Below are 12,541 nucleotides of genomic sequence, written 5' to 3'. Positions count from 1 at the left end.
GCCCGCCCGCGCTGCGCGCGGACCCCTTCAGGCCGGCGGCCCCGGCGGGCGGAATTCGCCCGCATGGGTCAGGAAACGCACGTAGCCGGTGGCGATCGCCTTGGCGACGGCCTCGGGATCGCGGGTCCCGTCGACCTCGATTGCCCTGGCCTGGACGTGGTTGCGCACGGCGAAGAGCAGCGTGGCGCCGAACGCCTCGGGGTCGAAGTCCTTCAGCCGCAGCGGTGGGCGCTGCGCCGCGATCGTCGCCCACCTGCGGTACGCGACATAGGTCATGAAGGCGGGACGGCCGATGAGATCGCGGTTGGCGAGCGCGAACATGGCCGCGACCTCCCGCAGCTGCAAATCGTTGATCGGACCGGTGATCAGATCCAACCGGTCGGACCAGACGCTCTCTGCGGCCGTGCTGTCGTTGAGGGTCGCGACGATGCCGATCTTCCCGACCCGGACGAGGACGGTCTGGGCGTCGGTGAAGTCGAGGTAGTCGTAGTCGCCCCCGACGGTGGACGACGCGATCTCGAACACCTGCAGCGAGCCGATGACTTCGGGCATGAGGGTGGCGCCCGTGTAGGGCGCCCGGGCCACGGCATGAACGTGGTGCAGGTCGGCCCAGTCATAGGCCTCGCCGATCCGCGCGTCCCCGCGCCGGCGGTCCTTGTGCACGGGGATGCGCCCGTCCTTGAGGTGCACCTTCAGGAACAGCAGGCATAGCCACACGAACAGCAGCTCCCGGCCCTTGTCGTCCAGGCGGGCCGCGACGGTGGCGGGATCGCCATCAAGCAGTTGCGAGACCGGGTCCTCGACCGTTCGGCCAAGCAGGCTGTTGCAGGGCTCGCAGCAGGGCACACGGTAGCCGCCGTACTTGCGGCGCTCACCCGTCGGCAGCGTGATCTCCTTGTCGAACAGCCCGTAGCGCCGGAGGATCCAGCGTGGGACGATGTGCTCGTCGTTGAAGTCTTCACGGTGCGGCGCGCCGCAGATGAAGCAGCCGTCCCCTTCGCAGATGTCGCGGATGAAGCGCACACACCCGAACAGCAGGATGCGCCCGTCCTCGCCGACGATGGCGTCGTCCTGAACGGGATCGTCGTGCGTGGCGGTCATGGCCCTGCCATAGCCCTCGGCGCCGGCCGTCTCCAGGTCGGCGGGTCGGAAAAGCCAAAGGCCAATCGAATCGCGGGCGCGTCTGGTAGGATCCGCTCCGGATCAGGAGGCGGCATGCGCATCGAGACGACGGAAACGTTGATCGGCCACCGGGCCGAGTTCCAGACCGACGGCGACCTCGCCGTCTACCAGCGCGACGTCGAGGTATCGGAGAGCGAGCGCCTCTACCGGGTCTTCCCCGCCAGCCGCGGGCAAGGGGCCTTGCAGGATCTGGCCAAGCACTTCGACCGGTTCACGTTCACGTCCCACTCGATGCACTTGGTCTAGCCGGACCCACGCCTGAGCGGCCGGCGCGCGCCGACGACGGGACTCCCGCCCAGCGCATTCACTTCATGACGTCGGAGCCGCCGGGGGCGGCTCGTCCGGCCGGGGTCTCAGTCGGCGTCGAGTTCGTCGGTCAGGAACGCCACGAGTTTCGTGCCCGGGAAGGCCTTCTCGACCAGCGCCGCGCTCGCCTTCGGCTTCTTCTCTGCCTGGCGTAGGGCCATCTCGCGGATGGTCGGCGTGCTCGCGAAGCTTTCCGCCCGCAGCGCCTTGGCGCGGCGGGCGCCCCAGTCGGCGGCCTCGACCACGCCGATGACAAGTCGGAAGGCCTGCTCGTCGCTGAGCACGGCCTTGGCGTAGTCGTCCAGCTGCGGCGCCGCCTGGGCGAAGGGGTTGGCGGTGTCGAACTGCGACGAGCGTGCGTTCTTCAGCCAAACGCCCACAAGCTGCTCGCGCAGCTTCGGCGCGTCGCCGAGTTCGTCCAGGATCGGCGCCGCATACGGATAGCGCTGCAGGACGGCCTCCGCGAACGCGCCGAAATCCGCCAACACGGTCGACTCTCCCAGCCCATCTATCATCGAAGCGAGCTGGGTCGCGGGGTGGATGATCACGGACACCGAGCGCGAGGCGGGGGCGTCGACGCCAGCCATCAGGAGGGCGCGGACCCGCAGGACGGCGTCGGCCTTCAGACCCTTCAGGATCGCGCCGTTGGCGCCGATGGTGCGCGCGATCCAGCCGGCGTAGTCCGCGTCATGAGACTGGTCCTCGATCAGCTTGCGGCGGATCAAGGCCTGGATGGCCGCGTCGTCGCCCGCCGAAAGGCTCCCGATCATCCGGCGGGCGTTCTTCTCCATCGCCGCGTCGCTGCGCCGCCACGAGTTTGGCGATCAGGTAGGCGTGCGCCGCCGGATTGACCTCGGCGAGTTCGGCCTTGGCGATCAGGATGTGATCGTCGAAGTCGTTACCGGGGAAGAGATTGTCCTTGGTGAGACGCGCCAGGACCGCGTCGGCCGCGTGGGTGGTCTTCAGCAGCTGGCGGCTCAGGAAGTCGTCGATGACCACCCGGTAGACATAGCGCGCTTCCTCGGCCTTGGCGTGAACGCCGGACGGGTGGGCCGCCCGGTTGCGGATGTCGCGGATCAGCTCCAGTTGCTTGTGCTCGGCCTTGGTGATCAGGTCGGCCGCCTGCAGCTGGTCGGCCATGAAGGACTCGAAGACCTCCTGGTTCCCGCTGCGTTTCTCCACCTCCAGCCAGATCGCCTTGGCGGGGCCGTTGATCTTGGCCAGTTCGGCCAGCTTGAGCTTCAGGTCGTCGAACAGCGCCAGGTAGCTCATCACGATGCAGCCCCGGTAGGCGCCGGCGCCGTAGCAGGTCAGCGCTTCGCGCATGTAGTCGACCATCTCCTTGTTGCTGATCGAGGCCAGCAGCTCTTCCATGTCGGCAAGGGCGGTCATCCGGGCAGGCTCCTTCGCGGACGCGCGGTCTGGCGGACCCGGCCCAGGCTGACAAGCGGTTTGGCGTGCCCCGGCCTGCGGCCGGGTCGGGCTCTAGTCGCCTGCGGCTCCCGGAGCCCCGTGCCGGGTCTCCGCCCATTCGGGTAACCTGGCATAACCGCCTTCCTATCGGCGCCACTCCACCAGCACGGTGGGCGGCAGCACCCACCAGCAGGAGGATCTCGGGATGCAGCAGCAATCGTATGTCGGCCTGGACGTCTCGTTGGCCGAGACAGCCGTGTGCATCGTAGACGGTACGGGCAAGAAACTGTTCGAGACGAAGGTTCCCACTGACGCCTCGATGATCGCCGGCGCAGTCCGCAAGCACGCTGCGGGCCAGCTTGAGCGCGTGGGGATGGAGACCGGCACCACGGCGCCGTGGCTTTGGCGCGAGCTCCAGGCCCAGGGCTTGCCCGTGGTCTGCCTCGACACGCGCCATGCCCACCGGGCGCTGTCGCTGCGCGTCCAGAAGACCGACCGCAACGACGCGCGCGGCCTCGCCGAGCTGGTCCGTCTGGGGTGGTACCGCGAGGCGCGGGTGCGCAGCATGGACGCTCAGTTCATGCGAGCGTTGCTGCTGTCGCGCCGGCAGCTCATGCAGGTCGTGCGCAACGTCAGCAACCAGCTGCGCGGCGCCCTCAAGGTCTTCGGACTCGCGCGGACCTCCACCGCCGGCAAGGGCTTCCGCGCCAAGGTGCAGGCGCTCGCTGCCGAGCATGAGTGGGCGAGGCCGGTGCTGGATCCTCTGCTGGCGGTCCTGGTCGCCACCGAGGAGCAGCTGAAGGCCATCACGACGAAGCTCGTCCGGCTGGCCCGAGACGACAACGACGTCCGCCGGATGATGACCGTCCCCGGCATCGGCCCGATCTCGGCGCTGGCCTTCAAGGCCGCCATCGACGACCCGAAGCGCTTTACCAAGTCGCAGGCTGTGGGCCCGTATCTGGGCCTCGTGCCCCGCGTCTATCAGTCGGGCGAGTCCGAGTGGACCGGCCGCATCTCCAAGACGGGAGACGAGCTCGCGCGGACATATTTGTACGAGGCCGCCGGCGTCCTCCTGCACCAGGTCCCTTCGTGGTGCGCCTTGAAGGCCTGGGGCGTGCGCCTCGCCCGCAAGAACGGTCTAAAGCGGGCGCGCGTCGCCGTCGCCCGCAAACTTGCGGTGCTGCTCCACGCGATCTGGGTCGACGGCACACAGTTCGAATGGCGATCGGAGCCGCCCGCGACCGCGGCGGCCTGATCTATATCTTCCGCTCCCAGGCGGAAGCGTCCGTGTCAGGACGACGGGTCTGGCGATCTCGCAATGTCAATCGCGTGCCCCGACCGCGCGTGTAACCCTGAGACGCCACTCCCACCGAACCACCCAGGATGAGGCGGCTCGCCCGACCTCGAAGAGAACCATGCGCCTGACATCTGGACCTTCTCCACGGTAGCGGCACACGATTGCGTACGACGACATCCGCCGTTGCTGCGCAACGGCCGGGCGCCCGATCTCGCAGGGATCGTAGGCAGGCTCGATCGCGCGCTCCGCGCGCCATCGGCACTGCGCGCGTGACTTTGAGGGGCGCCCGGCCGACCACTTCCAACCAAGAAGCGGACACGGCGAATTTCCGAGGGGGGTGGTTTGCGGGCTCAAGCCGAAAGCGTCGCCGAGTACCTGCGGTAATGCGCGGCTGCACGGTCAGGTTTGAACGGCGTACGGTGACCAAGCACTGCTGCAGGAAGGGCGTCGAGATGCGTGTGCCAGCCGGCCGCGACGTCAAGAACGTGGCGTTTGGGTAAGTCAGTTTGAACAAGGGTCACGCGCGATGCTGCCTCGGCTAGGGCCGCAACAGCTATCTGAACCTCCGATGTGGGATGTTCTGGGTGAGGCCACGTCCACCTAAACAGGGCCGGCGGCACAACCTCCAATACTTCGCCATCGATGTTGCATTGGCCCCTCAGGCGAAGACGCCCGTGCGGCCGAAGCTCGATTTCTGCGTCAGAGAGCCAGCAGCCCAGATGCTCCTCGGACGTAACGGCCCGCCATACCTGGCTCTGCGCATGAAGTAGATTGCGTTCGAAGGTCAGGGTGTAGCGACCGTCCGAGCATGGAGAAATATTGCCCAAGGGAGCCTCGGCCATGCTCCGCCTCCGCCGTTTAGATCCTCGCCGATCATAGGGCCGTAGCGCGTGGCGCCCAACGTCCGCCATGGGTCGGACCCGGAAATAGAGTCCAGCGCGCAAAGCGGGCGTTCGCTGACGCGCCCCTGCGGGCCGGGCTCTACTCGGCTACGCCTCCCGGAGCCTCCGCGGGAGTCTCCGCGCCCTGGGCCGCCCTCTGAGCCCTGCGGTCTCTTCAGGCTGGGCGTTGCGATCCCCGCGCGGAACGAAACAGGCGCTCGAGGCGCAGATCACCACCGAATGTTCGATTCGGGATCTTCGCACTGACCTGACACGGACGCCGGAGCTAAGCGCCAGAAATTCCCCGGAAATTCCGGGTGTTAGCGGCCAGCTGGTTGCAGGCGGTTAGAGAACGCATCGGCGGGCCCGCCTCGCGGGCTCGGCTACTGAGGGGGCACACCACACAACGACCTCCAACCCTATCACGTCACCCAGGGCGTCAACGGCCTGCGGCCGTTCCCCTCCGCTCCGCCCTCAGGGCTCCGCTCCGGTGACTCCCCGGGGCCCGACGTGGCGGGGGGAAAGGTCGTTGCGCATGGGCGCGACGGCGATCCTTCACCTCATCTTGGAGTCATCGTCATGACCTTCTCCCTTCATGCCTTCTCGGCCTCCGACACGCGCTTCGACGTCCAGGCCGCCGCCCTGGAAGACATCCGTCCGCACCCCACGGAGGACGCGCTGGTTCAACTCGGCCATGTGCTGATGACCGAACTCATCGACCTCATCGGCGACACGGCCCTGGAAGATGTGCAGACCATCCTGTGCGAGAGCCTGATCGGCGCCTTCCATTCGGCGGCCGGCCGGATCGAACGCGACGGGGACCGGGCGCGAGACCGGATGCGGCTGCTGGAGCGGGACTTCGACGGTTCCGAGCTGGCCGACACCGAGCTGCAGGAGGCGACGCGGGTGACGCGCGCGGCGGACGTGGCGCAGGCGGCGGCCGAGCTGGTCCGCGATGCCGCAGCCGAGGTCTACACGACCCAGACCGGCGAGGTCTGGACGGCGTGGCGCGGCAGCCGGCGCGGCACGCGGATGACCGCGGCGCAGCTGGAGGCTAAGGCGGCGATCCGGGCCGTGGAGCGCCGGCGTCGGGGCGAGGCGGACCCGGGCGGTCCGGTGGTCGCCTTCCGGGCCGCGCCGTTCGCCGACAGCGCGGAGGACGCGCAGCGGATCTTCGACGCCCTGAACTGGGCCAAGTCGGAGTGGCCGGACATGGCGCTGGCCACGACAGGAGCCAAGGGCGCGGAGCGGATCGCCATACGCTGGGCGCAGCAGAAGTCGGTGACGCTCGTGCTCGCGCGGGCGGACTTCGATCGGCACGGGAAGGCGGCGCCGTTCCGAGCCAACGATGATCTGCTGGCCCTGGAGCCAACCTGCTGCCTGACCCTGGCGCAGTCGCTGGAGCTCGGCCGGGCGGAACGCTCGCATCCGTTCGGACCGGCGCTAAATCTGGCGCAGCAGGCCACGGCGCGCGGCGTCCGGCACGTGGCGATCCTGGCCAAGGCGGCCTAGACCCAACCTCTCTTCTCCCTTGCCCGCTTGGCTTCGGCCGGGCGGGCTTTTCTTCGTTTGGTCGTCGGGTTGAGGGGGCGGGACCGAAGGCCAGACGACAATACCGACCCGACTCGGCGTACATCAGCCAAGCGTCGGGGTGCCGGATACTGATTGTCTCAAGTTGTTTGCGATTGATCATTGTTGATGTGCCGGGCGTTTTTGGTCTGGAGGGCAAGATAAAAGAGTATTTTGGCGTTCCGCTTTCCGGTATTTGTTCAGACGGTTAGCGGCGCGACGACGCGATCGGACGACTTGCGATGACGCGCGGCCTCAGCCTGAAGGTCGAAGACTTCCGATGAAGGTCCGCCAAGCCATGCAGGCGCGTCTTGAGGCGCACGACGGTGAACCGGATCGCGGCCGGATCGCACGCCTGCCGCGGACCCTGAAGGCGGATCGTAATGGCGTCCGGCTGGGTATGATGAAACGCTTGGCCGCGTCCCGCCTCTTCGCGCTCGGCGACCGCGCCGGCGTGCTCAGGACGGCGCAGAAGCGGTCGGGCCGCGCCTTCCGTCTGGATGTGCGCCAGCGCGTCATCGTCAAGGGTCTGGTCTCCCGGCACACCGGACAGGGCGCCCTGCGCGGTGAGGCCTTGAGCAAGCACCTGGCCTATCTCGGCCGCGCCGGCGCCGGGGCCGACGGCGAGCGTCCGGAGTTCTTCGACCGCGCCGAGGACGGCGTCGACGCTGCGCAGATCACGGACGGCTGGGGCGCCGACCGCCACCACTTCCGTTTCATCATTTCGCCGGAGCACGGCGACCGGATCGCCGACCTTCGCGACTACACGCGCGAGGTCATGCGCCGGGTGAGCGCGGATCTCGGCCAGCCGGACTTGGCCTGGGTGGGGACCTGCCACTTCGACACCGACCAGCCGCATGCCCACGTCGTCGTGCGGGGCCGCAAGGCCAATGGCCGAGACCTCGTAATTCCCCGGGACTACATGGGCTACGGCTTCCGGGCTCGGGCCCAGGAAATCGCCCACGAGCGGCTGGGCGATCTGTCCCGGGCCGAAGCGGAGCGCCGCATCTGGCGCGAGACCCAAGCCGATCGCTTTACTGGTTTCGACCGCCGACTGGAGCAGGCCGCCGACGAGCAGCGGATGGTCGACGACGGTGTCGGTGGGAGCGATGCCTGGGCGGCCCTGACACGCGGCCGGCTCCGCAAACTGGAAGCGCTGGGCCTCGCGGCGCGGGTCGGGCAGCGGTATCGACTACATGACGAGATGGAGCCGCGCCTGCGCGGCCTTCAGCTGCGCCAGGACATCATCCGAACCCTTCACCAGCGGCGTCTCGAGACGGGGCGCACCGTCCGGGAACTTGGCGCTGGGCGGGTGCGCGGCCGGGTTGTCGGCCGTGGCACGCACGATGAGCTGGGCGGGGCGGCGTGGGTCATCGTGCGCGACCGGGACGGGGTCGAGCACTACGCGCGTCTCGCGTTCGCGCAGCAGCTCCCGGAGCTCGGCAAGACGATCGACCTGGCCGCAGGGCCGAGGGGCGCTCAGATCGGGACGTCGGTTCGATCCAGCGGTCTCGAGCGCTAAGCCCCAACCGCCTGCCATATGCACTGTCGTCGGGTGGAGGCTTCGCGCGAAGTTGGCTGCCCTCAGAGGTTGCGTGTCGAGCTCATGCCGACGCCTCAGGGTGCGCAGATCAAGGTCGAGTCCATTTCAGCCGCAAGCGCTTCTCGTTCGCTTCCGTGCTCGCGAGAGGCGCGCGGAATAGACCCGTTGAAATGTGAGCCTTGGGTCGGGCTCTGGGCTTAGACGGCTTGGATATTCCCCAGGAGGTCCAGCAGCGCCCGGTTCATGTAGTAGCTCTCGCGGCCGATCTTGTGCTTTCGCATCAGGCCGATCCGCGTAAGTTCGTCGAGGTAGCGTGTCGCGGTGATGCGGCTGACCCCGAGATCGCGCTCGACGAAGGCGATCTTGCTGTAGGGGTGGCTGAACATGTTGTTCAGCAGATCCTGGCTGTAGATGCGCGGGAGCTCACGCCGCAGCCGCACCTTGTGGTCGAGCATCAGGTCGCGAATACGATGGACGAGCCGCGTCGTCTGGCCGGCCATCTGCTCGACCCCGTCCAGCATGTAGATGAGCCATTCTTCCCAGACGCCATCGGTCCGGACCGCCTGCAACAGGCGATAGTAGTCGGCCTTGTGCTGGTTGATGTAGCGCGAGAGGTAGAGCACCGGCGTGCCCAGCAGGTCCTCCTTCACCAGATAGAGGATGTTCAGGATCCGTCCGGTCCGGCCATTCCCGTCGTAGAAGGGATGGATGGTCTCGAACTGGTGATGGATCACGGCCATCTTCACGAGAGGATCAAGGTCGAGCGTGTCCTCGCCGTTGATGAAGCGCTCGAGGTTCGCCATCAGCGGCGCGATCTCTTCGTAGCTTTGGGGCGGCGTGAAGACCACTTCCCCGGTCTTGTCGTTCTTCAGGGCGGTGCCGGGGAGGCGGCGAAAGCCCGCCTGATTGCGCTCCAGGGTCGCCTGCATGGCCAGGATGTCGTTGATGGTGATCAGCCCCGTCGCGCGGACCGTGTCGAAACCTTCCCTCATCGCGCGCGCGTAGGCGTAGACCTCCTTCGCCGCGACGCTCGTGAACCGGTTGGCCATGTCGTCACTGCGATAGAGGTCGTCGTGGGTCGTGATGATGTTCTCGATCGCCGAGCTGTCCTTCGCCTCCTGCAGCGAGAGCGTGTTGATCAGGATCGCCTCGTTCGGCACAAGGCCGGCCGCGCCCTTCAGCTCCGCCAAGGCGCGGTGTGCAGTGGCGAGCTTCTTGAGGACCCGCTTGGTCTCCAGGTCCACGGACAGTGGCAGGAGCGGTGGGACGTGGCTGGCGACCAAGGCCATTCGGAACCGACCTGTATAGGATTTGGCGATTTTCTATACATAATCGGAGGACGTGTATAGACCTCGTCGAAGTTCCCTACATGCCGGCTGGACGCGTCAAGAAAGTCGCCGCTTCCTATGCATGTGCGTCGCACATGTCTGGAAAAGCCGCCGACCTATGCACATTGCCGGTGGACTTCCCGCGCCGAGAGCCGGGAGACCGCCTCGGTTCGCCGAGAACTCCGCAGACGCGTGCCGCAGACCCGACGTCAGTGGAGCTTGCGGTCACCCGCGACCTGGTCGGTCTCGACCAGGGTCGGCCGTCCCGCCCGGCGCCCACATTCGAGCGGGCGCAGAATGTCGTCGTGGAAAGCGTCGACGATGATGGCGAGCGCGACGACGTGGCGGCTCTCGGGACAGTCCGCGGCAAGATCAAGAACGGCCCTGACGAGGTTGCTGTAGAGCCGCTTTGCGGACTCGATATCGGACGCTGGGGCATTGGGCATCTACGGGTCTCCGTGCCGGCGACATCATCGCCGCGATCACGATCGTCCGTCGATACGTAACCTTACCCCCCTTCCGCCAGGCTGCGCTTCGGGCAGGCCAGTCTTTGGCGTGGCGCCGGCGAAACACCTGACGCTGCGTGGAACGCGGCGAAACGCCGGGCAGTGGCAGACTGCAAGTGGTACCCCGGTGGTACCCAGCCCGGCTCGGCTTTCGTAGGATTGGTATGCGCGCTCAGGCGCTTGCCTGAAAATGGTGAAGGCCCCCAGTGGGTTACTGGGGGCCTCCATGGTGGAGCTAAGCGGAGTCGAACCGCTGACCTCTTGAATGCCATTCAAGCGCTCTACCAGCTGAGCTATAGCCCCGAGGTCGGGTCTTCCGGAGAGGCTGGCCCCCCAGGAAGGCGCGGAACCTATTCAAAGCGGTTCCTGCGATCAAGCCCGCATTCAGGCTTTTTTCGTCGCAGGCGCCGCGCACCGCCAAAGAAGGTCGCGAAGCCGGTCTCCCGGCCTCGCAAACCTTGGTCCTAGCGGTCGTCGTCCTCGCCCGGCAGACCGTCGATCTCGGTCTCGTCGAACTCGTCGTCTTCCTCGTCCTCGAGGAATGGGACGTCGGCGTCGTCTTCCTCGACTTCCTCCTCGTCGGCGAACTCGCCCAGGTCCTCGGAGACGGCGGCGGGCTCGTCCGCCTCGTCGTCGTCGGTGACCAGCGGCGGCTCGTCGGCGACTTCGTCGAGTTCGGGCGTCGCCGCCTCTTCCTCTTCTTCGTCCTCGTCGGCTTCCTTCTCGACGACCTGATCCTCGACTTGATCGTCCTCAGGCACGATCGTCCGGGCACGGACGCGGCGGTTGCGGACGGCCTCGTCGGGATCGAACTCGGTGGCGCACTTCGGGCAGTGGGCCGGGCGCTTGCCGAGGTCGTAGAATTTGGCTTGGCAGTTCGGGCAGATTTGCTTGGTGCCCAGTTCGGGATTTGCCAAAGGCGGCGACCCTCTAAAAATGTCTGTGGTTTGCGCGGAAAGGCGGCGTCCCTTGCCACGCGGGAAGGCGGCTGTCAAAGCATCCGCGCTCGGCATTTCCCCTATCCCGGAGGCGTTTTCTGCAGATGACGGCGGCCCACCTGACCGCCAGGCGCGCGGGTCCCTTGAGAGGGACCGTCCGCGCTCCGGGGGATAAGTCCATCAGCCACCGGGCCCTCATCCTGGGCGCCCTGGCCACCGGCGTGACCGAGATCGAAGGCCTGCTCGAAGGCGACGACGTCAAGCGCACCGCCGCGGCCATGGCCGCCTTCGGCGCCGGCGTGGAGCGTCTGGGGGAGGGCGAGTGGCGCGTCGAGGGCCGGGGCGGCTTCTCCGAGGCCGCCGACGTCGTCGACTGCGGCAACGCCGGCACCGGCGTGCGCCTGATCATGGGCGCGGCGGCGGGCTTCGACATGGCGGCCACCTTCACGGGCGACAGCTCGCTGCGTGGCCGGCCGATGAACCGGGTGCTGAAGCCGCTGGGCGAGATGGGTGCGACCTGGATCTGCCGGGCCGGCGGGCGGTTGCCGCTGACCCTGAGGGGCGGGAACCTGCGCCACATCGCCTACACCCTGCCGGAGCCCTCGGCCCAGGTGAAGTCGGCGGTGCTGCTGGCCGGACTGCACGCCGAGGGCGGGGCCGAGGTGATCGAGCCCGAGGCCACCCGCGACCACACCGAGCGCATGCTGCGCGGCTTCGGCGCCGAGGTCGAGGTGCGCCCCCTCGATGCAACAGGGGCGGGCGCCGGGCGCCGCATCGTGCTGCCGGGCGGCCAGAAGCTGCGCGGGACCAAGATCCACGTGCCGGGCGACCCGTCCTCGGCGGCCTTCCCGCTGGTGGCGGCCCTGGTGACGCCGGGATCCGAGGTCACCGTGCAGGGCATGCTGCTGAACCCGCTGCGCATCGGCCTGCTGGAGACCCTGGGCGAGATGGGCGCCGACATCTCGGTGACCAACGTCCGCGACGAAGGCGGCGAGACCGTCGCCGACGTCACCGCGCGGCATTCCGAGCTGGAGGGCGTCGAGGTCCCGCCCGAGCGGGCGCCCTCGATGATCGACGAATATCCGATCCTGGCCGTGGCGGCGGCGTTCGCCTCGGGCAAGACCGTCATGCGCGGCATCGGCGAGATGCGCGTGAAGGAAAGCGACCGCATCGCGCTCATGGCCGCCGGCCTCGCCGCCTGCGGGATCGGCGTCGAGGAAGAGCCGGAGACGCTGACCGTGATCGGCGCCAAGCGCGGCAACCACCTGGTGGGCGGCGGCGCGGGGGTCACCACCCACGGCGATCACCGCATCGCCATGTCGCACCTGATCCTGGGCCTGGCGGCCGAGGAGCCGGTCAGCGTGGACGAGCCCGGCATGATCGCCACCAGCTTCCCGGGCTTCGTCGGCATGATGCGCGGCCTGGGCGCCGAGATCTTGGACTCCTCTCCCCCCGAGCAACGCGAGAGAGCGGAGAGGGCAGGGTGAGGGGCGGCGTAGTCTCGTCCACCGCCGCTCCCGGTTCAGCCATGATCATCCGCGGGCCCTTGACGGGCCGCCAGCGTCGCCCAGCCGCCCC

General features: G+C 67.9%; 12 protein-coding genes and 1 tRNA gene. 5 read left to right on the top strand and 8 right to left on the bottom strand.

What is annotated here, in order from left to right; genetic code table 11:
- Positions 1-27 precede the first annotated feature (27 nt).
- Complete coding sequence (locus EPO51_RS04270) at positions 28-1,101, bottom strand: hypothetical protein (protein ID WP_293346307.1); 1,074 nt, start codon at positions 1,099-1,101, stop codon at positions 28-30.
- Positions 1,102-1,215: 114 nt separating this feature from the next.
- Between EPO51_RS04270 and EPO51_RS04265 the strand changes: the two genes are divergently transcribed.
- Positions 1,216-1,428, top strand: coding sequence for a hypothetical protein (locus EPO51_RS04265; protein WP_293346305.1), 213 nt, complete (start codon positions 1,216-1,218; stop codon positions 1,426-1,428).
- Between the two features lie 107 nt (positions 1,429-1,535).
- On the opposite strand, the gene EPO51_RS04260 is transcribed toward EPO51_RS04265, so the two are convergent.
- Positions 1,536-2,258 carry a hypothetical protein gene (locus EPO51_RS04260; RefSeq protein ID WP_293346303.1) on the bottom strand — a complete coding sequence of 241 codons (723 nt, stop codon included), beginning with the start codon at positions 2,256-2,258 and terminating at the stop codon, positions 1,536-1,538.
- Positions 2,176-2,880, bottom strand: coding sequence for a hypothetical protein (locus tag EPO51_RS04255; RefSeq protein WP_293346301.1), 705 nt, complete (start codon positions 2,878-2,880; stop codon positions 2,176-2,178). Before EPO51_RS04255 ends, EPO51_RS04260 begins: the two co-directional genes overlap by 83 nt.
- A 226-nt stretch (positions 2,881-3,106) precedes the next feature.
- Between EPO51_RS04255 and EPO51_RS04250 the strand changes: the two genes are divergently transcribed.
- A complete protein-coding gene (locus EPO51_RS04250; protein ID WP_293346299.1) occupies positions 3,107-4,156 on the top strand; it encodes an IS110 family RNA-guided transposase in 1,050 nt (349 codons plus the stop codon).
- 392 nt (positions 4,157-4,548) lie between these two features.
- Here the strand turns inward: EPO51_RS04250 and EPO51_RS28035 are convergent, their stop codons facing one another.
- Positions 4,549-5,040, bottom strand: a complete 492-nt coding sequence (locus tag EPO51_RS28035) for an SRPBCC domain-containing protein (protein ID WP_363200082.1) — start codon at positions 5,038-5,040, stop codon at positions 4,549-4,551.
- A 618-nt stretch (positions 5,041-5,658) separates the two neighbouring features.
- Here EPO51_RS28035 and EPO51_RS04245 point away from each other — a divergent pair.
- Positions 5,659-6,591 (top strand): DUF2493 domain-containing protein, encoded by a 933-nt coding sequence (locus EPO51_RS04245; RefSeq protein ID WP_293346297.1) that lies wholly within the window; start codon positions 5,659-5,661, stop codon positions 6,589-6,591.
- 355 nt (positions 6,592-6,946) lie between these two features.
- Complete coding sequence (locus tag EPO51_RS04240; RefSeq protein ID WP_293346295.1) at positions 6,947-8,170, top strand: DUF3363 domain-containing protein; 1,224 nt, start codon at positions 6,947-6,949, stop codon at positions 8,168-8,170.
- 218 nt (positions 8,171-8,388) lie between these two features.
- On the opposite strand, the gene EPO51_RS04235 is transcribed toward EPO51_RS04240, so the two are convergent.
- From EPO51_RS04235 to EPO51_RS04220, 4 genes are all read right to left on the bottom strand, one after another.
- Complete coding sequence (locus EPO51_RS04235; RefSeq protein ID WP_293346293.1) at positions 8,389-9,480, bottom strand: Fic family protein; 1,092 nt, start codon at positions 9,478-9,480, stop codon at positions 8,389-8,391.
- A 248-nt stretch (positions 9,481-9,728) separates the two neighbouring features.
- On the bottom strand, positions 9,729-9,965 hold the full coding sequence (locus EPO51_RS04230; RefSeq protein WP_293346291.1) for a hypothetical protein: 237 nt from the start codon (positions 9,963-9,965) through the stop codon (positions 9,729-9,731).
- Positions 9,966-10,252: 287 nt separating this feature from the next.
- Positions 10,253-10,328 (bottom strand) — tRNA-Ala (locus EPO51_RS04225).
- A 161-nt stretch (positions 10,329-10,489) separates the two neighbouring features.
- Positions 10,490-10,942, bottom strand: a complete 453-nt coding sequence (locus EPO51_RS04220; protein ID WP_293346540.1) for a TIGR02300 family protein — start codon at positions 10,940-10,942, stop codon at positions 10,490-10,492.
- Positions 10,943-11,067: 125 nt separating this feature from the next.
- Here EPO51_RS04220 and aroA point away from each other — a divergent pair, with 125 nt between their 5' ends.
- Positions 11,068-12,450: a 3-phosphoshikimate 1-carboxyvinyltransferase gene (gene aroA / locus EPO51_RS04215; RefSeq protein ID WP_293346289.1), complete on the top strand. Its 1,383-nt coding sequence runs from the start codon at positions 11,068-11,070 to the stop codon at positions 12,448-12,450.
- Positions 12,451-12,541 lie beyond the last annotated feature (91 nt).

Source organism: Phenylobacterium sp. (assembly GCF_004297125.1).
Taxonomy (GTDB): Bacteria; Pseudomonadota; Alphaproteobacteria; order Caulobacterales; family Caulobacteraceae; genus Phenylobacterium.
The sequence above is the reverse complement of the archived record's forward strand: the minus strand, read 5'-3'. Positions and strand labels throughout refer to the sequence as shown.